The organism is Paracoccus sp. J55, assembly GCF_000513975.1.
Taxonomy (GTDB): domain Bacteria; phylum Pseudomonadota; class Alphaproteobacteria; order Rhodobacterales; family Rhodobacteraceae; genus Paracoccus.
The window spans coordinates 1-22,304 of record NZ_AZVA01000011.1 but is presented as its reverse complement, the minus strand read 5'-3'; the positions used below and the strand labels follow the sequence as shown (position 1 = coordinate 22,304).

The window sequence follows — 22,304 nt, the reverse complement described above, 5'->3', positions numbered from 1 at the left end:
AGAACATGAGAGCTCTTCAGATCGCGGCGACCGGCATGAGCGCGCAGCAGATGCGCGTCGAGGTCATCTCGAACAACCTCGCCAACATGTCCACCACGGGCTACAACGCCCGGCGCGCGGAATTCGCCGATATGCAATATCAGCAGGCCACCCGGCCGGGCACCCTGACCGCGACCACCGGGGCCATGGTGCCGGCGGGCATCCAGCTTGGCCTGGGCGTGCGCCCGGCCAGCGTCACGGTCATGCTGGCGCAGGGTTCGCTGACCCAGACCAACGGCGATCTGGACATCGCCATCGACGGCAGCGGCTATCTCGAGGTCACGATGCCTTCGGGCATCTCGGCCTATACCCGGGACGGCAGCCTCAAACGCTCGGCCGAGGGGCAGGTCGTCACTTCGGAGGGCTATCCGCTAGTCCCCGACATCACCATCCCCGAGGACGCCCGCAGCATCTCGATCAATGCCGATGGCGAGGTCTTCGCCTATTTCAACGACCGCGTCGAACCCGAAAACCTCGGCCAGATCACGCTGGCCAGCTTCATCAACGAAAAGGGGCTCGAGGCGATCGGCTCGAACCTGTTCCTGGAAACCGTCGCTTCGGGCGCCCCGCAGGTCGCCACGCCGGGCCAGGAGGGGCTGGGCACGATCCGCGCCGGCTACCTCGAGGAAAGCTCGGTCGATCCCGTGCGCGAGATCGCCGAACTGATCAAGGCGCAGCGCGGCTATGAGCTGAACTCCAAGGTGATCACCGCGGCGGACCAGATGCTCGGCACCACGGTGCAGGTGCGGTGATGCGGCTGCTTGTCCTCGCGCTCGCCTTTCTGCCGCATTGGGCGCTTGCCGGGCCGGTGGTGGCCACGCGAACCCTGCCGGCCGGCACCGTGATCTCGGCCGCGGATGTGACCATCGCCGAGGGACAGGCGGGCGGGCCCCAGGACATCGCGCAGGTGCTGGGCCAGCAGCTGCGCGTCATGGTTTATCAGGGACGGCGCATCGACCCCTCGGCCCTGACCGCGCCGACCCTTGTCGGCCGCAATCAGATCGTCACCATCGCCTACGAGAGCTCCTCCCTGCGCATCGAGGCCGAGGGCCGCGCGCTTTCGGCCGGCAGCGTCGGGCAGATCATCCGCGTGATGAACAACGCGTCGCGCGTGACCGTCTCGGGGCGCGTCGCCCCGGACGGGACGGTCATCGTCCAGCAAAACTGAAAGTCATTCCATGCCCCAGAACATGCATCCCCGCCCCGTCCTCCTGCTTGGCGCCCTGTCGCTGGCCCTGTCGCTTTCGGCCTGCGGCCGGGTCTCGCAGGTCGGCCGGGTTCCCGCCATGACCGAACCCGAAAGCAGCGTCGAGTTCCAGGCCATGACTTCCTCGGGCTACGGCATCGGCACGCTTCCCGACCGGCCGGACAGCACGGCCTCGCTTTGGTCCGGCGCGCAGAATTCGCTGGTCGCGGACCGGCGCGCCACCAGCCGCGGCGACATCCTGACCGTGGTCATCGAGATCGACGACCGGGCCGAGATCCAGAACAGCTCGGGGCGCAGCCGCAGCTCGGCCGACAAGGTCAGCATCCCCTCGCTGATGGGCCTGCCGCAGCGCATCGACGAGATCCTGCCCGACGGCGCCAGCATGGACGAACTGGCCGAGGCCAAGGCCTCCTCCAGCTTCAAGGGCAGCGGCAATATCTCGCGGCGGGACAAGCTGACCCTGCGCGTCGCCGCCACGGTCGTCGATCGCCTGCCCAATGGCGTCCTGAAAATCCAGGGCACCCAGGAGGTCCGGGTGAACTATGAGGTCCGCGAGCTGACCGTCAGCGGCTTCGTGCGCCCCTCGGATATCGGGCGGCGCAACGAGATCGCCTATGACCGCATCGCCGGGGCGCGCATTTCCTATGGCGGACGCGGGCAGATCAGCGATGTTCAGCAGCCGCGCTATGGCCAGCAGATCGCCGATATCCTCCTGCCGTATTGAGGGGGAAGGCCGTGAAGAAGATCCTGCTTATCCTGATCCCCCTGCTGGCCTTCGTCGGCGGCTCGGTGGGGGGCGACATGCTCGGCGGCGGAAAGGCCGCCGGGAAAGCCGAGGCGAAGCCGGGCGCCGATACCGAAACCGTGGCGGAAGCCGGCGGAGCGCATGCCCCCAACGCCTCGGCGGCGGCCGAGGGCGGCCATGGCGGCGGCGCGGAAAGCGGTGCGAGCCTGGATTGGTTCAAGTTTCCGAACCAGTTCTTCGTGCCGATCCTGCGCAACGGCACCCCCACGGCGGTGATGATCCTGTCGCTGAGCATCGAGATGCCCGCCACGGCCCGCTCCGATATCGAGGCCCAAGAACACCGGTTGCGCGACGCGTTGCTGAATGCGCTGATGATCGAAGCCAATACCGGCGGTTTCGATGGCAATTTCACCGCCGAACCGGCGCTGCAGCGGCTGCGCGCGGCCCTGCTGGCCGCCGGACAGAAGGCCGCGGGTCCGAATGTGAAGCGCATCCTGATCGAGGATATCGGCCGGCAGGCGCAATGACCCTCGCATCTGCCCCTCTGGTCCGCGGCCCGGGGTCGCTATAGGTAAGGCGCACCGAGACCGGAGACCGAGTTGCACCCGCCGATCACCATCGTCATGGCCAGCTATAACGGAGGGCGCTTCATCCGTCCCCAGCTGGACAGCCTGGTCGCGCAAAGCGTCGCGAACTGGCGGCTGATCGTCTCGGACGACGGCTCGACGGACGGCACGCGGCAGATGGTGTCGGATTTCGCCCGAACCCGCCCGGCGGGCCAAGTCGAGCTGATCGACGGGCCCGGGCTGGGCTCGACGCGGAACTTCCTGCAGCTGACGCGCCGCGTCGAGCGCGGCGGCTGGCTGGCCTATGCCGACCAGGACGATGTCTGGCTGCCCGACCGGCTGGCGCGGGGCGTGTCCTTCCTGACCGGCCGGCAAGGCCCGGCGATCTACGCGGCCCGGACCACGATCTGCGACGAGGCGCTCAACCCCGTCGCAGCGGCGCCGCATTTTCCCGGGCCTTTCGGGTTTCGCAATGCGCTGATCCAGGCCTGCCTGCCGGGGAACACCATCCTTGCCAATGGCGCGGCGGTGCGGCTTTTGCAATCCGCCGCGCCCGCCGCCGAAAGCGCCGACATCGTCTCGCATGACTGGTGGGCCTATCAACTGCTGTCGGGCGCCGGCGCCGAAATCATGCGGGACCGGGCCCAGGTGCTGCTCTACCGCCAGCACCCGGGCAATCTGATGGGGCGCAACGATACCGCGCGGGCCCGCGCCGCGCGGGTCTCGATGCTGATGGACGGCCGCTTCGCCGACTGGCTCTTTCGCAACCAGCAGGCCCTGGAACCGGTCGCTCATCTGCTTCTGCCCTCGAACCGGCGCCTGCTGCACCGCTTTGGCGACATGCTATGCTCCAGCGGTCCGCGGGCCTTCGCCGAAATCTTGCGCATGCGGCTTTACCGACAGACGCGGGCGGGCACGCTGGCCGTTCTCGCCGCCGCCTTGGCTGGACGCTTGCGCCGGCCGAATCGCTAGGGCCTGCGGGTTCAGCGCAAAGGCCGGACGTCTTTCCCCTCCCTCGCGCCGAAACTCTTCGGGCACAGGCAGGGGCCGTGCCCTAGGACGGATCGACATTCAGGATTCCGTTTTGGCTTGATGTCTGATTCATAGGGCTCCGTGATTTGTCACGGCGCTTGAGATGGACACCAAACGCTATGAGTCGAGGCGTAGTGGGGGCGAATAGCGCCCCTGCTGGCGGGGACGGCTGGTGATCCCGGCCGCACTGGAACGGATAATCGTTTGTGTGTGAACGGTGTTTTCCGGGTTCTACGATCAGGCGCGCATTGGCGCGATCTACCCCAACGCTACGGCAAGTGCAGGAGCGTCCACAAGCGCTTTTCCCGCTGGGCCGAGGGGGCGGGGAGAAGGTCTTCGCCTCGTTGATCAAGGATCGCAACAACAAGTCCCTGATGCTGGACACCGCTCCGGTCCGCGCCCACCAGCAGGCGGCGACCGAAAAAAGGGGGATCGGAACCAGGCTCTGGGGCGCTCCCGGGGAGGATTGACCACTAAGGTCCATATGCTCGCCGACAGGCTCAGCAGACCGTTGCGCTTCATTCTCACGCCCGGTCAGGCAGGCGCATCACAACGGCGGCCGCTTTGCTCGAAGGCTTCAATGCCAAGGCTGTTCTGGCCGGTAAAGCCTATGACGCCAATTGGTTAAGGGCAATCATCAGCCAGATGGGAGCCGAAGCGGTCATCCCTTGCAACCCTACCCGCAGCTGTCCCCCCGCGACCTTGCCGCGTACAGACTACGCAACCGCATTGAGCGCTGCTTCAACAAGCTCAAGCACTTCTGGCGCTTCGCAACCAGATACGACCGCCTCGCAAGACACTTCCTCGCATTCATCCATCTCGCCGTTGCTATGATCTGGATGCGATGAATGTCGATTAAGACTAGGGGCAGCCCGGCCAGCAAGGCGGTTCGTCACGCTGCACGGGCGAATGCCCCGAAGACGGCCAGGAACAACCCGACCCGACCAGCCGGGCAGGCAATCGTGGCGGATAGCTGCGGCGGACTTGCATGATCGAATCGGCACGGAAGGCCCGACCTTGCCGGACTACTGCGGTATTGATTCTCGACCTGATCGGCTTCGGGGCGGCAGTCCGCGATAGCCAAATGCGGCAGAGGCCGTCAGAGGAAAGCTACGATCCTGGAAGCAAGAGTTCCACGGGGCTAAGCCTCGCGGGCGCCTCACTGCTCCTGCAACGGAGCGGGAGAGCCATGCTGACAATGCAGGCCGGCCGCCTGCAGCGGGCACCGGTCGCGTCACCATGACCATGCCTGGCTCGGCCACGGGCGCGGCATGCCGAGTGCCGCAGCCCGATGCATCGTCGTGATTTCCTACAAGCTTTCGGCATACAAGGACCAGCGAACGTGGGGTTCCAGAGGCGGGCGCTTCGCTGGCGCAGCAAGCCATTCGCTAGGTTGAATCATCCAAGGCCTTCGAAGCCGCGACGCGCAGGCTGTGCTTTCATTCTAGACCTATTTTCATGATGTGCAGATATCTGGCGCGGAGAAGGCGGCAGGCGAGAAGCCCCCAACGTGGCATAGCACGCCGGGTCCTTGCGGCGCGATATCCGGGCTGCCCAGGTCGGGGGCACAGAAAGCCGGCCGACCAGGCAAAGGTGGCGGTGAAGCGGGCACCGGGCGCATCGCCAGCCATGCTCCGTCCCGCGCCACGCCCGCGCCACGCCAAGACCGCACCCCGCCTGAGCGCGCCCGCGCGAAACCGGGGCCGGCCGCGCGCCCGGAACATAGCCGTCAGGATACGCCTGCCGGAAGCAGAGCGGGCAAGGAACGGGGCGGGGTCCTGCGTCGCGGGCCTGCGCTTCAGCTCAGCAGCCGCGCAAGATAGTTGCCGTACTGGTTCTTGGAGAACTTGCGCGCCTGATCGCGCAGCCGCTCGGCATCAATCCAGCCCTGGCTATAGGCGATCTCTTCCGGGCAGCCGGTCTGCAGCCCCTGGCGCTGCTCCAGCGTGCGCACGAAATTGCCGGCATCCAGCAGGCTGGCATGGGTGCCGGTGTCAAGCCAGGCGAAGCCGCGCCCCATGCGCTCGACCGTCAGGCTGCCCTCGTGCAGATAGGTTTCCAACAGCGTCGTGATCTCCAGCTCGCCCCGGGCCGAGGGCCGCACCTCGCGCGCGCGGGCGGGTGCGCTGCCGTCCAGGAAATAAAGCCCGGTCACCGCGTAATCCGAGGGCGGAACCTCGGGCTTTTCGATGATCGCGCTGGCCCTGCCCTGCTCGTCAAAGGCCACCACCCCATAGCGTTCGGGGTCGGCGACGCGATAGCCGAACACCGTGCCGCCCTGGATCCGGCGGTCCGCGGCCTCCAGCAGCAGCGGCAGGCCATGGCCGAAGAAGATGTTATCGCCCAGCACCATGGCCGAGGGGCTGCCGGCCAGGAAATCCTCGGCCAGCAGATAGGCCTGGGCCAGCCCGTCGGGCGAGGGCTGCACCAGATAATGGAAGCTGAGCCCCCATTGGCTGCCGTCGCCCAGCAACCGGCGGAACTGGTCCTGATCCTCGGGCGTGGTGATGATGGCGATCTTGCGGATGCCGGACAGCATCAGCACGGTGATCGGGTAATAGACCATCGGCTTGTCATAGATCGGCAGCAGCTGTTTCGACACGCCCATGGTGATCGGATAAAGCCGCGTGCCCGACCCGCCGGCCAGAATGATGCCCTTGCGGCGGCTGGCGGGAGTTTCGGATTGGGTCATGGTTTCAGCTCCTGCAAGACCTTGGCGAGACCGGCGCGCCAGTCGGGGCGACTGATGCCGAAATCCCGCAGAATGGCGGCGCAATCCAGGCGCGAATTGGCCGGGCGTCGGGCGGGGGTGGGATAGTCCGCCGTGGAAATCCCGGTGACGCGGCAGGAGAGGCCCGCCTGCGCCATGATCTCGCGCGCGAAGCCGGCCCAGCTGGTGTCGGGCGCCCCGGCGAAGTGATAGAGGCCGCCGCGCGCCGCATCGGCCCGCATGGCGTCCAGCATGGTCAGGCCGGCGGCAGCGATGTCGGCCGCCGGGGTCGGTCCGCCCTGCTGGTCGGCGACGACGCGCAGCTCGTCGCGCTCGGCGCCCAGCCGCAGCATGGTCCTGACGAAATTCGCGCCATGGGCCGAGAACACCCAGGAGGTGCGCAGCACCGCCCATTGCCCGCCGGCGGCGGCGATGCCGCGCTCTCCGGCCAGCTTGGTCGCGCCATAGACGCCCAGCGGGCCGGTGGGATCGGTCTCGGACCAGGGCCGCTCGCCCGAGCCGTCGAAGACGTAGTCGGTCGAGAGATGCAGGAAGGGCACGCCCCGTTCCACTGCCGCCCGGGCCATGGCGGCGGGCGCCTCGGCATTGACGGCGCGGGCCAGGTCGGGCTCGGATTCGGCGCGGTCCACGGCGGTATAGGCCGCGGCGTTCAGCACCGCCGCACAGTCTGATGCCCGGATCGCCGCGGCGCAGGCGGCGGGATCGGTCAGATCGGCCTGGTCGCGGCCGAGGAATCGCGCCCCGGGCGCCAGCCGCGCCAGCTCGGTCGCGACCTGTCCGGTGCGGCCGAAGACCAGAAGGTCCTTCATGCCGTGCCGAGCCTTTCCCCGACCCCCTGCCGGGTCAGCAGCGGCCGCCACCACTCCTCGTTTTGCAGATACCATTCGACGGTGCGGGCCAGCCCCTCCTCGACCGTGACCGAGGGACGCCAGCCCAGCTCGGTGCGGATGCGGGTCGGGTCGATGGCATAGCGCCGGTCGTGGCCCGGACGGTCGGCGACGAAGCGGATCAGCCGGTCATGCGGCGCGGCATCCGGGCGCAGCCGGTCCATATGTCCGCAGATGGTTCGCACGAGGTCGATGTTCCTGGCCTCGTTCTCGCCGCCGATATTGTAGCTGCGGCCGATGCGGCCCTTTTCCAGCACCAGCAGCAGCGCGTCGGCGTGATCCTCGACATAAAGCCAGTCGCGGATATTGCCGCCGTCGCCATAGACCGGGATCGGCCGGCCGTGCAGCGCGTTCAGGATCACCACCGGCACCAGCTTTTCCGGGAAGTGGAAGGGCCCGTAATTGTTGGAGCAATTGGTCAGCACCACCGGCAGGCCATAGGTCTCGTGCCAGGCGCGGACCAGATGGTCCGAGGCGGCTTTCGAGGCCGAATAGGGGCTGCGCGGGTCGTAGGGCGTGTCTTCGGTGAACTGGCCGGTCTCGCCCAGCGAGCCGAAAACCTCGTCGGTCGAGATGTGGTGAAAGCGGAACCCCTCGGGCCGGCCCTGCGCGGTCCACCAGGCCCGCGCCGCCTCAAGCAGGTTGTAGGTGCCGGTCACGTTCGTCTCGATGAAGGCGCCCGGCCCGTCGATCGAGCGGTCCACATGGCTTTCCGCGGCCAGATGCATGATCGCGTCGGGCCGGTGCGCGGCCAGGATGCGGTCCAGCGCCGCGCGGTCGCGGATGTCGGCCCGTTCGAAGGCATAGAGCGGGCTGCCGGCGACCGGGGCGACGTTCTCGAGATTGGCGGCATAGGTCAGCGAATCGAGGTTCACCACCCGGTGCCCCCGCGCCACCGCCAGCCGCACCACCGCCGAACCGATGAATCCCGCGCCGCCGGTCACCAGAATCTTCATAATCTCGCCTCGTAATCAAAAGGCCCTTCATAGGTGAAAGGGCTGTCGAACTCGTCCAATGCCGGGGCGTCCGCGTCCTTGGCCGACAGGATCGGCCGGGCGCCGACGCCCCAGTCGATGCCGATACTGTCCCAAGCCACCGCCCCATCGCAATCCGGCGCGTAATGATCTGTACATTTGTAGAGGATTTCCGTGTCCGGCTCGCGCGTCACGAAACCATGCAGGAACCCAGGCGGAATCCACAGCTGGCGGCCGTTCTCGAAGGACAGCTCGCAGCCGGTCCATCGCCCATAGGTCGGGCTGCCCCTGCGGATATCGACCGCGACGTCGAACAGCCGCCCGCGTCCGCAGCGCACCAGCTTGCCCTGCGCATGCGGCGGGGCCTGGAAATGCAGCCCCCGCAGCGTGCCGGGCGCAGCGGATAAGGAATGATTATCCTGAACGAATTCCGGCAGATCGAGCCCCGCCTCGTGCAGGGTCCGCCGGTTCCAGCTTTCGCAGAAGAAGCCGCGCTCGTCGCCGAACCGCCGCGGAACGAGGACCAGCACGCCCGGAAGCGAGGTCTTTTGAATCTGCATCTGTCCCTACCAGATTTTGCTTCTCGCAAGGGTGCGTATGGAGGAACTCCCGAACGCGCACAAGCCGCGCCCCCGGCGCCAACCTATGCCTGCGGACGTTAAAATGCACGGGGAATAATGCGTGACTTGGCGGGGCCGGCCGGCGCTTTCTTGGGGCACCACCATCGAGCTGCCACAAGCGAAACCCGCAATGCGTTACCGTCACGTCGCAACCTATATCGGCCCGCAATCGCCCTTCGTGACCAATATCACGGACCTGAAGACCTTTGCCGGGCCGAATGGCCATGCCCTTTACAGCGTGACCCATGTCGGGGGCGGGATCGCCGCCTACCGCATCACCTCGGCCGACCAGCCGATCGAGATGATGGGCGCCCAGCCCCATGCCGCCGCGCTGCGCTATGCCGGCACCCCCGGCGCCAGCATCGTCACGCTGAACGGCGGCCCGGTGCTGTTCGGCACCGGGCTGCGCGAGGCGCTCGGCCACGGCATCCGGCTGGGGGCCGAGGGCGATTTTCGCGACGGCGCGCAATTGCTGGGGCCGGGGGCGCTGCCGGGCGACGTGATCCGGCTGGGGCAGTTCCAGACGCCGCAAGGCAGCTTCCTCTATTCGGCGCGCGACGGGCAGACCGCCTTCGACATCTGGCGCTTGGCCGGAGACGGCTCGATCAGCCATGTCACCCGCGCGGCGCTGCCGCTGGGCTCGGGCGTCCAGGGCACCGAGATCGACGACATGCTGGTCGCCAGGCTGGGCGACCGCAGCTTCATCGTCTCGGCCTCGGCCACCGGCAATTACGTCGCGGTGCAGATGGTCCATGCCGACGGCACGGTCGGCACGGCGCAGATGATCTGGTCCTATCGCGGGCTGGGCATGGACCAGCCCAGCCACCTGGGCACGGTCACGGTCAACGGCGTGACCTGGCTGGTGGTGGCCTCGGCGCAAAGCTCGTCGCTGACGACGATGCGGCTGACCTATGGCGGCGAGCTGCTGCCGGTCGATCACGTCATCGACGAGTTGACCACCCGCTTCGCCGGCGCCACCGCGCTTGAGACCCTGACCCTGGACGGCCGCGGCTATGTCTTCGTCGGGGGCGGCGACGACGGCATCAGCGTCTTCACCCTGCTGCCCGACGGCCGGCTGATGCACCTGACGACGCTGGTCGATACCGACGACCGGGCGCTGGCCGACGTCTCGGCCATCTCGGCGGTGGCGATCGACGGCAGGATCGCGCTTTTCGTCTCCTCCCGCACCGAAAGCGGCATCACGCAATTCGTCTTCGAGCCGGGCGGGACCGGCCTTACCCGGGTGGTGGGCGCGGGCCGGCAATCCGGGACCGAGGGCGGCGACATGATGCAGGCCGGCGCCGAGACGACCAGCATGGACGGCGGCGCCGGGGACGACATCCTGATCGCCGGCAGCAATCCGGTGCAGATGACGGGCGGCGCCGGCGCCGACGTCTTCGTGCCGATGGAGGTCAACGGCAGGATCACCATCACCGATTTCGAGCCGGGCGTGGACCGGCTGGACCTGTCCTTCCTGGGCATGGTCCGCAGCACGGCGCAGCTGGTCTTCAGCCCGCAAAGCTATGGAATCAAGATCTTTTACGGAAATTCGGTAATCTGGATCATGACACGCGACAACACGATGCTCCAGGCGAGCGCCTTCGACAATTCGCTTTTCCCGGTCGCGCATTACGCGCCGCCCGACATGCGCACCGTGGTGGTCGGCACCGCGCGCAACGACACGCTGAGCGCCGGGCGCAACGGCTCGACCGTGCACGGCCATGCCGGCGACGACCTGCTGCTGGGCGGGCCGGGCAATGACATTCTGCACGGCGCGCTTGGCAGTGACACGCTGCAGGGGGGTGCGGGCAACGACACGCTCTATGGCGGGCAGGGCAACGACCGGCTGATGGGCGGGCCGGGGGACGACCGGCTGTTCGGAGGGCTCGGCAACGATACGCTGTTCGGCGGGCTTGGCAACGACACCCTGCGCGGCGAGGCGGGCCATGACGTGCTGCGCGGCGAAGGCGGCAACGACACCCTGATCGACCTGCTGGGCCAGAACACGCTCTGGGGCGGCGACGGCAATGATTTCCTGCAGACCGGCCCCGGCAACGACCAGCTTTACGGCGAGGCGGGCAACGACACCCTGATCGGCGGCGCCGGCTTCGACTATCTGTTCGGCGGCCCGGGCAATGACAGCCTGCTGGGCGGACCCGGCAACGACACGCTGATCGGCGGCATCGGCAACGACTATCTGTTCGGCGGCATCGGCAATGACAGCCTGGACGGCGGCGCCGGCGACGACACGCTGTTCGGCGCCGAAGGCCACGACCTGCTGCTGGGCCGCGAGGGCAACGACGCGCTGCATGGCGGCCAGGGTCACGATACGCTTCACGGCCATCAGGGCAACGACCTGCTGCATGGCAATGAAGGCCATGACCTGCTGTTCGGCGGCATCGGCAACGACACGCTTTACGGCGGCCCGGGCAATGACACGCTGCATGGCGAGCCGGGCGATGACATGCTGGTGGGCGGTCCCGGCCACGACAACCTCTTCGGCGGCGCGGGCAACGACACGCTTTACGGTGGCGACGGCCACGACCTGCTGGAGGGCGGCGAAGGCGACGATGTGCTTTACGGCGAGGCCGGCAACAACACCCTGCGCGGCGGCGCCGGCAACGATTCGCTGCTGGGCCAGGCCGGAAGCGACTGGCTGCAGGGCGACGAGGGCAATGACACGCTCTACGGTTTCCGGGGCAGCGACACGCTGGAGGGCGGGCTGGGCGACGACCTGCTCAATGGCGGCGAGGGCGACGACCTGCTTTACGGCGGCCCGGGCCACGACACGCTGATCGGCGAGCGGGGCAATGACAGCCTGTTCGGCGAGGCCGGCGATGACCGGCTCGGCGGCGGCGACGGCCACGACCGGCTCGACGGCGGCGAGGGCGATGACACGCTGGAGGGCGGGCGCGGCGCGGATACGCTGATCGGCGGGGCCGGCGCCGATGTCTTCGTCTTTTCCGGCTTGGACAATCTGGACGGCAGCACCGACGTCATTCTGGACTTCACCCCGGGCGAGGACCGCATCGATCTTTCCGGGCTGAACCTGACCTTCATCGGCAGCGACGCGTTCTCGGGCGCCGGCCAGGTCCGCGCCGACTGGTCGACGCCCGATGCGCATCGGCTGCTGGTCGATCTGGACGGCGACGGCCGCGCCGAGCTGACCATCGAGCTGGGCGCGTTGGCGCAACTGGACGCCTCGGACCTGTTGCTCTAGCGTTCGAGCAGGTCGCGGTGGCTGCGCTCCAGCAGCATCAGGCCCAGCAGCAGCAGCCCGACCGAGACGCCGATCACCAGCTCGTGGCTGAGATAACGCGCCTCATATGTCGGATAGATGCCTTCGCGCATCAGGCCGACGCAATGGATCAGCGGGTTGAACCACAGGAAATCCTGCGCCTGGCTGGGCATGAGGTCATAAAGAAAGAAGATGCCGGACATCAGGAACAGCGGCCGGGTCAGGATCTGCCAGACGCGTTCCCAGATCGGGAAGGCAGTCATCAGATAGCAGTTCAGCGTTCCGACCCCGACGCCCAGCAGCGTCACCAGCAGCAGCGCCTCGAAGACCGAGGCCAGGTTCACCACAACCGGCAGGCGGTAGATCACGAAGATCCCCGAGATCACCAGCGCGATCACCGCGATATGGGTCAGCGCGTTCAGCAGCACCCGCGCGATCAGCGCATCGATGAAGGTCACGCTGGGATAGGCCAGGAACGGCCGCGAAAAGCGGATCGACGAGGCGGTCTTGTTGGCCAGGTCGTTGAACATGGCGAAGGGCAGGAAGCCGGTGGCGTAGAACAGCGGGAAATTCGAGCCCAGCCCGGGGCTGGTCAGCGCCAGGCTGAAGATCACCGACAGCAGCGCCACCCCCAGCACCGGCTCAAGCACCGCCCAGACATAACCCCCGGCCGAGCGGCCGTAGGTGGTGGCCATCTCGCGCAGCATCAGCGCCGCGACGATCCGCGCCATGCGAAAGCGCGGCCCGTTGCGGGCGGGGCGCCGGCGACGGCGAATTTTGCGGGATTTGTCGAACATGTGAACGCAAATACTGGTCTTGGCAGCCGGCAATATGTAACAAATGCACGCAAAAGGTAAACCAGCGAAAGCGCCATTGCCGTGACCATCCCCTCTGACCCGGCCGGCGGCAAGCCCGGCCAGCCGGCCCGGCCGGCCGGCGATCAGCAATCCTCGGCGCGTCCCGGCCCGCATCCCGGCCAGGGGGGAATGGCCGGACAGGCGGCCCCGCAAGCCGCGCCGCCGCAACGGCCGTTTCAGGCCGTGCAGGCAGCCGGCCCCGATCCGCAGCGCCCGCCGGGCCAGCGGCCGCCCGGCCCTCCGCCCCGGAACCACCCGGCGCAAGGCCAGCCCGGTCCGGGCCAACCCCCGCAGGGCCAGCCCGCGCGACCCGCGGGCGCGCCGGGACAGCAGCGCCCGATGGCGCAGGGCAATCACCCCCCGCCCGCCCTGCGTCCGCAAGGACCGGGACAGGGCCAGCCGATCCCGGTGCGGCCCATGCAGCAGGCCGTGGCGCAGCCCGGCCACCGGACGATGCCCGGCGCGCCCGCGATCCCGGTCCAGCCGGTGCGCCCGCCCGTCGGCCTGGCCCGGCCGCGCCGCCGCCACTGGCTGATGCTGGCCTCGTTCCTGGCGCTGGTGGTGCTGCCGACCGCGGTCTGGGCCTGGTATCTCTGGGTCCGCGCCAGCGACCAATATGTCTCGACCGTCGGCTTCTCGGTCCGCAAGGAACAGGCGACGCCCTCGATCGACCTGCTGGGGGGCCTGGCCCCCTTCGCGGGCGGCACCGGCGCGTCGGACACGGACATCCTTTACGAATACATCCGCAGCCAGGACATGGTCGAAAAGATCGACGCCCGGCTGGACCTGCGCGCGCGCTTCTCGCGCGACTGGCCGCATGACTTCGTCTTCGCCTTCGACCCCGAGGACCATATCGAGGATCTGACCGACTACTGGCAGCGCCAGGTCAAGGTCCTTTACGACAACACCACCGAGCTGATCACCCTGCAGGTCAGCGCCTTCTCTGCGCAGGACGCCCAGGCCATCGCCGCGGCGGTGTTCCAGGAAAGCTCGGACAAGATCAACCAGCTTTCGACCATCGCCCGCGACGACGCCACCCGGCTGGCCAAGGCCGAGCTGGAAAAGGCCCGCGCCGAACTGACCGAGACGCGGCAGGCGATGACCGCCTTCCGCATGCGCTCGCAGATCGTCGATCCCGAGGCGGACCTGGCCGGGCAGATGGGCGTGCTGAGCGGGCTGCAGGCGCAACTGGCCGAGGCGCTGGTCGCCCATGACATGCTGCTGGACAATGCCCAGCCCACCGACCACCGCGTCACCCAGTCGCAGCAGAAGATCGACGCCCTGCGCCGGCTGATCGACGCCGAGCGCGGCAAGTTCGGCGCCGAGGGTCAGGGGCCGTCGGGCGAAAGCTATGCCCAGCTGATGGCCGAATACGAAAAGCTCGCCGTGGACCGCGAATTCGCCGAGGGCGCCTATCGCTCGGCCCGCATCGCCTATGAGACGGCGCTGGCCGAGGCGCAGCGTCAGGCCCGCTACCTGGCCGCCCATATCGAGCCCAAGGTGGCGCAAAGCTCGACCGAGCCGAACCGGCCCTGGCTGCTGGCCATGGTCGCGGGCATGCTGCTGGCCGGCTGGTCGATCCTGGTCCTGATCTATTACAGCATCCGCGACCGCGGCTGAGCCATGATCTGGCTGGAGAACCTGACCAAGGTCTATCGGCTCAAGGGGCGCCGGACCCTGGTCGCGGACAACATCAACGCGGTGTTCCCGACCGGGGCCTCGGTGGCGCTCTTGGGCCGCAACGGCGCCGGCAAGTCGACGCTGCTGCGGATGATCGCGGGCACCGTCTCGCCCACCTCGGGACGGGTGCTGTCGGACGGCACCATCTCGTGGCCGGTGGGTTTCATGGGCAGTTTCCACGGCGAGCTGACCGGGGCCCAGAATGTGCATTTCGTCGCCCGGATCTATGGCGTGGACAGCGACGAACTGGTCGATTACGTCGAGGATTTCGCCGAGCTGGGCCAGCATTACCACCAGCCCTTCGGGAGCTATTCCTCGGGGATGCGCTCGCGGCTGGCGATGGGCACCAGCATGGGCATCCATTTCGACACCTATCTGGTGGACGAGGTCACCAGCGTCGGCGATGCCGATTTCCGCGCCAAGTCGCAGCGCGTCTTCAACCAGCGCATGGCCAGTTCGGGCGCCATCGTGGTCAGCCACTCCATGCCGATGATCCGCAACATGTGCACCATGGGCGCGGTGCTGGATCGCGGACGCCTGACCGTCTTCGACCGGCTCGAAGAGGCGATCGCCCATCACGAGGCCATCCTGCGCGTCCCGCCCGCCCTGGTCGGGGACTAGGCGGGACGGGGCGACGGTCCTGCGCGGATGGTAACGATGCGTCAGAACGGAAGAAGGGTTGAGCCCTCCGCCAAAGGGCGGAGGTGACGCGGCGCCCGCCGCGCGCTAGACGGGTCGAAACAAGGAGGTTTTCCATGGATACCAAGGCCCTGATCGCCGCCTATTACGACGCCTTCAACGCCGGCCGCACCGACGAGATGCTGGGCTATCTGCATGACGAGATCGAACATCACGTCAACGAGGGCGGCATCCGCCGCGGCAAGGACAAGTTCGCCGAATTCAACGCCCATATGACCCGCAGCTACCGCGAAGAGCTGACCGACATGGTGATCTTCGCCAACGAGACGGGCGACCGGGCCGCGGCGGAATTCGTGGTCAACGGCACCTACCTCGCCACCGACGAAGGCCTGCCCGAGGCGAAGGGCCAGAAATACGTCCTGCCGGCCGGCGCCTTCTTCACCATCCGGGACGGCAAGATCGCGCGGGTGACGACCTATTACAACCTCGCCGACTGGACGCGGCAGGTCTCGGCGTGATCCGCACCGAAAGCCTGACCGGGGATGCCGTGGCCTCCGTGCTGGACGATCTGGCGCGGCTGCGCATCGCAGTGTTCCGCGACTGGCCCTATCTCTATGACGGCGACCTGGAATACGAGCGCGACTATCTGCGCGCCTATCAGTCGCCCGGCGCCGTGGTGGTGGCGGCCTGGGACGGCGAGCGCATGATCGGCGCCTCGACCGGCGCGCCGATGGAGGATCACGCCGACGATTTCGCCGCCGCCTTCGCCGGCCGGCCCGAGCGGCTGGACGAGATCTTCTATTGCGCGGAATCGGTGCTTTTGCCGGACTATCGCGGCCATGGCCTGGGCCACGCCTTCTTCGACGGGCGCGAGGCGCAGGGCCGCGCGCTCGGCCGCCGCTACAGCGTCTTTTGCAGCGTGATCCGCCCGGCCGACCATCCGCTGCGTCCTGCGGACTATCGCCCGCTGGACGGGTTCTGGCGCAAGCGCGGCTATGCTCCGCTGCCCGGCGTCGTGGCCGGGTTCGAATGGAAGGACATCGGCGCGGACGCGCCGACCCGCAAACCGCTGCAATTCTGGATGAAAGAACTGTGACCCGGACCGTCAAGATCGCCGCCGCGGCCTATCCCTTCGACTGGATGGAGGATTTCGACGCCTATCGCGCCAAGATCGCCGCCTGGGTCGAGGACGCAGCCGATTGCGACCTGCTGGTCTTTCCCGAATACGGCGCGATGGAGCTGGCCTCGCTGGGCGGGCGCGAAGTGGCCGGCAATCTCGAAGCCTCGCTGCACGAGGTCGCCCGGCACGAGACCGCGCGCGACGCGCTGCATGCCGAGCTGGCGGCGCGGCACGGGCTGCATATCCTGGCCGCATCGGGGCCCTGCTTCGAGGGGCCGCGCCCGGTCAACCGCGCGGTGCTGTTCGGTCCCGGGGGCCGGATCGGCCATCAGGACAAGCAGGTGATGACCCGCTTCGAGCGCGAGGACTGGGACGTGGTCGGCGCACCGGGCCTGCGGGTCTTCGACACGCCCGTGGGGCGGCTGGGCGTGCTGATCTGCTATGACAGCGAATTTCCCTTGCTGGGCCGGGTTCTGGCCGAGGCCGGGGCCGAGATCATCCTGACCCCCTCCTGCACCGACACGGTGGCGGGCTTCAACCGGGTGAAGATCGGCGCCATGGCCCGGGCGCTGGAAAGCCAGTGCGTCGTGGTGCAGGCCCCGACGGTGGGCGATGTGGACTGGAACCCGGCCATCGACGAAAACCGCGGCGCGGCGGCGATCTATGCGCCGCCGGACGGGCTGTGGCCGGAAAGCGGCGTGCTGGCCGAGGGATTGATGGACGTGCCCGGCTGGGTCAAGGCGCCGGTCGATCTGGATCTGGTGGCGGAAAGCCGGCGGAACGGGCGGGTGCTGCCCTTTGCGCATTGGGGCGAGACGGCGGGAGTGCGGGTGGTGGAATGAGGGAAGGCGCGCAACACGCGCATCATTAACCGAATCTTGTGATCTGCTGTTGGAGGATGCCGCGCGGCATATGAGGTTCCCGGCATGAACATGATCCACACGGAAGCCTATCGAACTGCCTTCAGCGCCTATCTGCGCAAGGGCACGCCGATCCCCTTGTCCCTGAAGCAGGCAGGGACCACGGCACGGTATGTCTGGCGCTGCCAAGGCGACAATTTTGTGCGACCGGCACATCGTGCCAACGATGGCCGCGTGTTTGCATGGGACGATCCCCCTGATACCGCCCATCCGGGCGAGGATTACAACTGCCGCTGCGCGGCCGATCCCTATCCTTGGCGAGACCGAGTTCGCGCTTCACGAATTCACCTCGGATTTCCCGTCCGGCCCCGTCCGGTGTGGGAACCGGGAATTCGTGTCGCACTACTTTGCTGACGGGCGCGCCGTGACCCTGGAAGAGATCGGGCATTTGCGTGAGATCGCCGAGCAATATGCTTATGCTGATGGCGCACAAGGTTCGTTTCGCAGGCTGTCGGGCCAAATTTCCGACGCGGCTCGAGAAAATGGAGCCGGAGAGCTTTACGTGCCTTTCAATAACACCTATCAATTCGGCGACGTAGCCTTTTCGCATGGCAGGGGAACGGTCTCAGGCTCCTTCCTGGGAACGGTCGAATATCACGACGATATGCTGCGGATCACCGGTGAAAGCAACTTTGAGTTCGCCGATGAATTTGCCGATCCTCTGGATATGAATTTCGAACCCGGCGGCATACCCTATCACATCAGCGGAACATGGCGCGCAAGCTTTTCGGCAGAGGTGCTAAGAGACCGCAGAAATAGCATTTACTTTAACCCAAGGAAATGATGGCGATGGAGCGCACGTTCGCCCGTCATCTGCTTCTGCTTCCGGTCTTTCTTTTCCTGTTCTGGGCGGCGGTCGCGGGGGTGCAATGGGTCAGGCACGCGCTCAAAAGCGTCACCCTACCAAATGGCATGATGCTCAAGCTGCAATATTATTTTCCCCGCGCTCCGGTCGCGCTTTTTGCCACGGATGGCAGAACGATCCTTGCCCGCAGGCTTGAATTCCTTTGCTTCAACGATCGCTATGTCAGGGTCACGTCCTACAAATTCGGTGATTCCGGCATTTACGACGCCCAGACCGACGCCAAGGTCCGGGAAGAGCAGTATGACACTGTTGCGCGTGAGCTACGCTCGGGGAGAGGAGGATGCAACGGCTATTACACCGGCCTCCTCGGAGCTGTTCTTCTGCTCGATGGCCAAAAATTCCCGTTCCTGCCGCCTTGCGAATGGCGAAACCTCGACAATCCGGCGTTGAAAACGCCGCGCTTGGTTCGCCCGGCCCTGCAAGGACGGATCAGGGCGGAAACCGCCCGCCGCATCCGACACGAACAAGGCGGAGGCGGACGGCCGCCCCGGACCCTAGCCTAGTCGCCCTCGCTCGGCTCGGCCGGCACCGCCCCTTCGGGCGTCTCGGCGCCCTCGGGTACAGCGCCCTCGGTCGGAACGGCCAGCCGGTTGTCCTCCCACTCGCCCGAGGCGACCTGGCCGGTGGCATAGCGCATCACCCCGGCGCCCTGGCGCTTGCCCATCACGAAATGGCCGGTATAGACATCGCCGTTGGCATAGGTCGCGACGCCCTCGCCGTCGATCTCGCCTTCCTTCCAGCTGCCCTCGTAGCGGAAGCCGTCCGGCGCGATGAGCCGGCCCTTGCCGTGCCGCAGCCCGTCCACGAAGGAACCGTCATAGGTGGTACCGTCGGGATAGGTCGCCTGTCCCTGCCCGTGCCGCTGCCCGTCGCGCCAGGCGCCGTTATAGACATAGCCGTCGGGATAGGTCATGCGGCCCTGCCCCTCGTTGCGGCCGCGCTTGAAGCCGCCCTCGTAGACCAGGCCGTTGGCGTATTTGGCCACGCCCTGCCCCTCGATCACGCCCTCGACCCATTCGCCGTCATAGCTGGCGCCATCCGGATAGGTGATCAGCCCACGCCCATGCGGTAGGTCGTTTTGCAGCGCCCCCTCGTAGATCGAGCCGTCGGGATAGGTGATGCGGCCCAGACCCTCCATCCGGCCCTCGACCCAGTCGCCGGTATAGACATAGCCGTCGGTGCCGGTGAAGGTGCCGACGCCCCAACGCTTGTCGGCGCGGAAATCGCCCTCGTAGCGGTCGCCATTGGCATAGGTCGCCACGCCCTTGCCCTCGCGCTTGCCATTGGCGAAGCGGCCCTCGTAGCTGTCGCCCGAAGGCTGGGTCAGCTTGCCCTGCCCGGCCATCTGACCCGCCGACCAGCCGCCCTCGTAATTCAGCCCGTCCGCCATGGTCAGCTTGCCCTGGCCGGACCGCTGGTTCGCCTTCATCTCGCCTTCATAGGTGGCGCCGTCGGGATAGGTGATCTTGCCGAAGCCTTCCTTGACGCCGGCCTTCCAGTCGCCCTCGTAGCGATAGCCGTTCGGCTGGGTCAGCACCCCCTTGCCGTCGTGCAGCGCGTTCAGGAAGCCGCCCTCATAGGCCGAGCCGTTGGCGTAATGCGCCACGCCCTGCCCGGTGATCTGGCCGTCCAGCCAGTCGCCCTCGTAGCTGCCGCCATCGGCATAGGTGATCTTGCCCTTGCCATGCGGCTTGCCGCGGGCAAAGGCGCCCTCGTAGACCGAGCCGTTGGGGAATTTCGCCACGCCCTGACCCAGGATCTCGCCCTCAACCCAGTCGCCGGTATATTCGTAGCCCGAGGGCAGCGTATAGGTGCCGCGCCCGTGCTGCTTGCCGTTGCGGAAGGTGCCCTCGTAGACGCCGCCGTCGTCATATTGCTTGGTGATGACCGCCTGGGCACCGGCCATGCCCGCGCCGGCAAGGATCACCGCGCAGGCGACAAGGGCTGCCTTCATGGGTGCTGCACTCCGCCTCGTTGCTGCTTTTGGCATCGGTTTATCGCAAGGGGCGCGCCGGCGCAAAGCCCGACTTTTCCTTTGCCGCGCGCTGACCTATCAACGGGGGCAAGATCCGGTAAGGAAGCGCCATGACCCACACGTTCCGCATCACCCTTGGACAGCTGAACCCGACCGTGGGCGACCTGCCCGGCAACGCCGCCAAGGCGCGCGAGGCCTGGGCCGCGGCGCGCGAGGCCGGCGCCGACCTTCTGGCCCTGCCCGAGATGTTCATCACCGGCTACCAGACGCAGGACCTGGTGCTGAAGCCCGGCTTCACGCAGGAGGCCATGGCCCATATCGTCGATCTGGCGCGGGACTGCGTGGACGGCCCCGCCATCGGCATCGGCGGCCCCTATGCCGAGGAGGACCGGCTTTACAACGCCTATTGGATCCTCAAGGGCGGCAAGGTCGTGGCGCGGGTGCTCAAGCACGAATTGCCGCACAAGCAGCTGTTCGACGAATGGCGGCTGTTCAATGTCGGGCCGATCTCGGGGCCCTACAGCCTGGACGGGCTGCGCATCGGCAGCCCGATCTGCGAGGACGCCTGGTGGCCCGAGGTCTGCGAAACGCTGGCCGAAACCGGGGCCGAAATCCTGCTGGTCCCGAACGGCAGCCCCTATCACCGCAACAAGCTGGACCTGCGCATGGGCCATATGGTCGCCCGCGTGGTCGAGACCGGGCTGCCGCTGATCTACCTGAACTCGGTCGGCGGGCAGGACGACCAGGTCTATGACGGCGGCAGCTTCGTGCTGAACCCGGGCGAGGATGGCGGCGCGGTCAAGGTCATGCAGCTGGCGCCCTTCGACGAGATGCTGGCGCATGTCGATTTCACCCGCACCCCGCAAGGCTGGCGGGCTGTGCCGGGCCGGATGGACCACATGCCCGACGAGTGGGAGCAGGACTACCGCGCCATGATGGAAGGATTGCGCGACTACATGCGCAAGTCCGGGTTCCGCAAGGCGGTGCTGGGCCTGTCGGGCGGCATCGACTCGGCGCTGGTCGCCACCATCGCCAGCGACGCCATCGGGCCCGAGAACGTGCGCTGCGTCATGCTGCCCAGCGAATACACCTCGCAAGCCAGCCTCGATGATGCCGCCGATTGCGCCGGGCGGCTGGGCACGCGGCTGGACACCGTGCATATCGAAGGCGCCCGCGACGCGGTGGGCGAGGCGCTGGCCCATCTGATGGAAGGCACCCAGCCCGACGCGACCGAGGAAAACATCCAGTCCCGGCTGCGCGGCGTGATGCTGATGGCGCTGTCGAACAAGTTCGGCGAGCTGCTCTTGACCACCGGCAACAAGTCCGAGGTCGCGGTCGGCTATGCCACGATCTATGGCGACATGGCCGGCGGCTACAACCCGATCAAGGATCTCTACAAGACCCGCGTCTTCCAGACCTGCCGCTGGCGCAATGAAAATCATCGCGACTGGATGCTGGGCCGCGCGGGCGAGGTGATCCCGCCGCAGATCATCTCGAAGCCGCCTTCGGCCGAGCTGCGCCCCAACCAGAAGGACCAGGACAGCCTGCCGCCCTATGAGGTGCTGGACGCGATCCTGGAAGGGCTGGTCGAGAAGGACCTGGCGCTGAAGGACCTGGTCGCGCAAGGCTTCGAGCCCGAGACGGTCAAGAAGGTCGAGACCCTGCTTTATGGCAGTGAATGGAAGCGATACCAGGCGGCGCCGGGGCCGCGCATCTCGACCAAGGCCTTCTGGCTGGACCGGCGCTATCCGCTGGTCAACCGCTGGCGCGACCGGCTCTGACCGGCAGCGCGCGTGACCTTGCGTCACGATCGCCGGGAAGCCCGGGCACCCGTATCCGGCGATCATGCGCAAGATATTGAAATAAAAAGATCTATATCTGATATTGGTCGATAACCTGGCCATTTCGACAGGTTAATAAAGTTTTATTCATCTTCTAGGTCATGTTGACAAATGGCGGAGCCAGAGCCTGATGCAGGCGACGTCGACGAAGCCAAGGAAGCTTTCGGCGGTTTTGTCGTAGCGGGTTGCAAGGCGGCGGCTATTTTTCAGCTTGTTGAAGCAGCGCTCGACCATGTTGCGCAGGGTGTAGATGGTCATGTCGACAGCCTTGCGCACCCTTCGGTTCCTTCGCATCGGTATCATGGGCAGGGCGTTGCGGCTCTCGATGTCTTCCCGAATTTTATCAGAGTCATAGCCCCTGTCGGCGA

Annotated in this window: 22 protein-coding genes and 1 pseudogene; 16 read left to right on the top strand and 7 right to left on the bottom strand. The window is 67.0% G+C overall.

From position 1 onward, the window contains the following. Positions 1-5 precede the first annotated feature (5 nt). From flgG to PARJ55_RS23325, 6 genes and pseudogenes are all read left to right on the top strand, one after another. The gene (flgG, locus tag PARJ55_RS0111770) at positions 6-791 is read left to right on the top strand and encodes a flagellar basal-body rod protein FlgG (protein ID WP_028713228.1); all 786 of its coding nucleotides are present in this window, start codon (positions 6-8) and stop codon (positions 789-791) included. Next, complete coding sequence (gene flgA, locus PARJ55_RS0111765; RefSeq protein WP_028713227.1) at positions 791-1,207, top strand: flagellar basal body P-ring formation chaperone FlgA; 417 nt, start codon at positions 791-793, stop codon at positions 1,205-1,207. The genes flgG and flgA overlap by 1 nt, the downstream gene beginning before the upstream one ends. Positions 1,208-1,217: 10 nt before the next feature. After that, a complete protein-coding gene (gene flgH, locus PARJ55_RS0111760; protein ID WP_156929475.1) occupies positions 1,218-1,970 on the top strand; it encodes a flagellar basal body L-ring protein FlgH in 753 nt (250 codons plus the stop codon). A gap of 11 nt (positions 1,971-1,981) precedes the next feature. Then, positions 1,982-2,518: a hypothetical protein gene (locus PARJ55_RS0111755; protein ID WP_028713225.1), complete on the top strand. Its 537-nt coding sequence runs from the start codon at positions 1,982-1,984 to the stop codon at positions 2,516-2,518. A gap of 72 nt (positions 2,519-2,590) precedes the next feature. Next, a complete protein-coding gene (locus tag PARJ55_RS0111750; protein ID WP_028713224.1) occupies positions 2,591-3,529 on the top strand; it encodes a glycosyltransferase in 939 nt (312 codons plus the stop codon). A 204-nt stretch (positions 3,530-3,733) separates the two neighbouring features. Then, positions 3,734-4,437 (top strand): annotated as a pseudogene (locus PARJ55_RS23325) (IS5 family transposase). Between the two features lie 950 nt (positions 4,438-5,387). Here the strand turns inward: PARJ55_RS23325 and rfbA are convergent. From rfbA to rfbC, 4 genes are read right to left on the bottom strand one after another with little or no spacing between them, the layout of a single operon-like run. After that, complete coding sequence (gene rfbA / locus PARJ55_RS0111740; protein WP_028713223.1) at positions 5,388-6,281, bottom strand: glucose-1-phosphate thymidylyltransferase RfbA; 894 nt, start codon at positions 6,279-6,281, stop codon at positions 5,388-5,390. Further along, positions 6,278-7,129, bottom strand: coding sequence for a dTDP-4-dehydrorhamnose reductase (gene rfbD / locus PARJ55_RS0111735; RefSeq protein WP_028713222.1), 852 nt, complete (start codon positions 7,127-7,129; stop codon positions 6,278-6,280). Before rfbD ends, rfbA begins: the two co-directional genes overlap by 4 nt. Further along, on the bottom strand, positions 7,126-8,163 hold the full coding sequence (gene rfbB / locus PARJ55_RS0111730) for a dTDP-glucose 4,6-dehydratase (protein ID WP_028713221.1): 1,038 nt from the start codon (positions 8,161-8,163) through the stop codon (positions 7,126-7,128). The genes rfbD and rfbB overlap by 4 nt, the downstream gene beginning before the upstream one ends. Further along, positions 8,160-8,741: a dTDP-4-dehydrorhamnose 3,5-epimerase gene (rfbC, locus tag PARJ55_RS0111725; RefSeq protein WP_028713220.1), complete on the bottom strand. Its 582-nt coding sequence runs from the start codon at positions 8,739-8,741 to the stop codon at positions 8,160-8,162. Before rfbC ends, rfbB begins: the two co-directional genes overlap by 4 nt. Positions 8,742-8,931: 190 nt before the next feature. Between rfbC and PARJ55_RS24825 the strand changes: the two genes are divergently transcribed. Then, positions 8,932-12,021, top strand: coding sequence for a calcium-binding protein (locus PARJ55_RS24825; RefSeq protein ID WP_028713219.1), 3,090 nt, complete (start codon positions 8,932-8,934; stop codon positions 12,019-12,021). On the opposite strand, the gene PARJ55_RS0111715 is transcribed toward PARJ55_RS24825, so the two are convergent. Next, a complete protein-coding gene (locus PARJ55_RS0111715) occupies positions 12,018-12,770 on the bottom strand; it encodes an ABC transporter permease (RefSeq protein ID WP_028713218.1) in 753 nt (250 codons plus the stop codon). The genes PARJ55_RS24825 and PARJ55_RS0111715 overlap by 4 nt on opposite strands. Positions 12,771-13,235: 465 nt before the next feature. On the opposite strand from PARJ55_RS0111715, the gene PARJ55_RS0111710 reads away from it, so the two are divergent. The 8 genes from PARJ55_RS0111710 to PARJ55_RS0111680 all read left to right on the top strand — a co-directional run bounded on the left by PARJ55_RS0111710 (position 13,236) and on the right by PARJ55_RS0111680 (position 18,623). Then, on the top strand, positions 13,236-14,516 hold the full coding sequence (locus PARJ55_RS0111710) for a capsule biosynthesis protein (RefSeq protein ID WP_232215695.1): 1,281 nt from the start codon (positions 13,236-13,238) through the stop codon (positions 14,514-14,516). A gap of 3 nt (positions 14,517-14,519) precedes the next feature. Next, complete coding sequence (locus PARJ55_RS0111705) at positions 14,520-15,197, top strand: ABC transporter ATP-binding protein (RefSeq protein ID WP_028713216.1); 678 nt, start codon at positions 14,520-14,522, stop codon at positions 15,195-15,197. Positions 15,198-15,331: 134 nt separating this feature from the next. Beyond that, positions 15,332-15,733, top strand: coding sequence for a ketosteroid isomerase-related protein (locus PARJ55_RS0111700; protein WP_028713215.1), 402 nt, complete (start codon positions 15,332-15,334; stop codon positions 15,731-15,733). Further along, positions 15,730-16,311 (top strand): hypothetical protein, encoded by a 582-nt coding sequence (locus tag PARJ55_RS0111695; protein ID WP_028713214.1) that lies wholly within the window; start codon positions 15,730-15,732, stop codon positions 16,309-16,311. Before PARJ55_RS0111700 ends, PARJ55_RS0111695 begins: the two co-directional genes overlap by 4 nt. Further along, positions 16,308-17,177: a carbon-nitrogen hydrolase family protein gene (locus tag PARJ55_RS0111690; RefSeq protein WP_028713213.1), complete on the top strand. Its 870-nt coding sequence runs from the start codon at positions 16,308-16,310 to the stop codon at positions 17,175-17,177. Before PARJ55_RS0111695 ends, PARJ55_RS0111690 begins: the two co-directional genes overlap by 4 nt. A gap of 84 nt (positions 17,178-17,261) precedes the next feature. Then, entirely contained in the window at positions 17,262-17,609 is a 348-nt protein-coding gene (locus PARJ55_RS23320; RefSeq protein ID WP_084637833.1) for a minor capsid protein, read from the top strand. A 10-nt stretch (positions 17,610-17,619) separates the two neighbouring features. Then, entirely contained in the window at positions 17,620-18,039 is a 420-nt protein-coding gene (locus tag PARJ55_RS23955) for a hypothetical protein (RefSeq protein ID WP_156929474.1), read from the top strand. A gap of 5 nt (positions 18,040-18,044) precedes the next feature. Further along, complete coding sequence (locus PARJ55_RS0111680; RefSeq protein ID WP_156929473.1) at positions 18,045-18,623, top strand: hypothetical protein; 579 nt, start codon at positions 18,045-18,047, stop codon at positions 18,621-18,623. Here PARJ55_RS0111680 and PARJ55_RS0111675 read toward each other — a convergent pair. Next, entirely contained in the window at positions 18,620-20,074 is a 1,455-nt protein-coding gene (locus tag PARJ55_RS0111675) for a 2-isopropylmalate synthase (RefSeq protein WP_028717050.1), read from the bottom strand. The two genes, PARJ55_RS0111680 and PARJ55_RS0111675, sit on opposite strands and share 4 nt — an antisense overlap. A 131-nt stretch (positions 20,075-20,205) precedes the next feature. Between PARJ55_RS0111675 and PARJ55_RS0111670 the strand changes: the two genes are divergently transcribed. Then, complete coding sequence (locus PARJ55_RS0111670) at positions 20,206-21,876, top strand: NAD+ synthase (protein WP_028713209.1); 1,671 nt, start codon at positions 20,206-20,208, stop codon at positions 21,874-21,876. A gap of 159 nt (positions 21,877-22,035) precedes the next feature. Here PARJ55_RS0111670 and PARJ55_RS0111665 read toward each other — a convergent pair. Continuing rightward, positions 22,036-22,304, bottom strand: a 269-nt coding sequence (locus tag PARJ55_RS0111665; RefSeq protein ID WP_028713208.1) for an IS5/IS1182 family transposase, incomplete at its 5' end; no start/stop codon positions are given.

Coding starts and splice junctions, on each gene's coding strand:
- flgG (WP_028713228.1), top strand. CDS start 6: ATGAGAGCTCTTCAGATCGCGGCGACCGGCATGAGCGCGCAGCAGATG.
- flgA (WP_028713227.1), top strand. CDS start 791: ATGCGGCTGCTTGTCCTCGCGCTCGCCTTTCTGCCGCATTGGGCGCTT.
- flgH (WP_156929475.1), top strand. CDS start 1,218: ATGCCCCAGAACATGCATCCCCGCCCCGTCCTCCTGCTTGGCGCCCTG.
- rfbA (WP_028713223.1), bottom strand. CDS start 6,281: ATGACCCAATCCGAAACTCCCGCCAGCCGCCGCAAGGGCATCATTCTG.
- rfbD (WP_028713222.1), bottom strand. CDS start 7,129: ATGAAGGACCTTCTGGTCTTCGGCCGCACCGGACAGGTCGCGACCGAG.
- rfbB (WP_028713221.1), bottom strand. CDS start 8,163: ATGAAGATTCTGGTGACCGGCGGCGCGGGATTCATCGGTTCGGCGGTG.
- rfbC (WP_028713220.1), bottom strand. CDS start 8,741: ATGCAGATTCAAAAGACCTCGCTTCCGGGCGTGCTGGTCCTCGTTCCG.
- PARJ55_RS24825 (WP_028713219.1), top strand. CDS start 8,932: ATGCGTTACCGTCACGTCGCAACCTATATCGGCCCGCAATCGCCCTTC.
- PARJ55_RS0111715 (WP_028713218.1), bottom strand. CDS start 12,770: ATGGCGCGGATCGTCGCGGCGCTGATGCTGCGCGAGATGGCCACCACC.
- PARJ55_RS0111710 (WP_232215695.1), top strand. CDS start 13,236: ATGGCGCAGGGCAATCACCCCCCGCCCGCCCTGCGTCCGCAAGGACCG.
- PARJ55_RS0111705 (WP_028713216.1), top strand. CDS start 14,520: ATGATCTGGCTGGAGAACCTGACCAAGGTCTATCGGCTCAAGGGGCGC.
- PARJ55_RS0111700 (WP_028713215.1), top strand. CDS start 15,332: ATGGATACCAAGGCCCTGATCGCCGCCTATTACGACGCCTTCAACGCC.
- PARJ55_RS23320 (WP_084637833.1), top strand. CDS start 17,262: ATGAACATGATCCACACGGAAGCCTATCGAACTGCCTTCAGCGCCTAT.
- PARJ55_RS0111680 (WP_156929473.1), top strand. CDS start 18,045: ATGGAGCGCACGTTCGCCCGTCATCTGCTTCTGCTTCCGGTCTTTCTT.
- PARJ55_RS0111675 (WP_028717050.1), bottom strand. CDS start 20,074: ATGAAGGCAGCCCTTGTCGCCTGCGCGGTGATCCTTGCCGGCGCGGGC.
- PARJ55_RS0111670 (WP_028713209.1), top strand. CDS start 20,206: ATGACCCACACGTTCCGCATCACCCTTGGACAGCTGAACCCGACCGTG.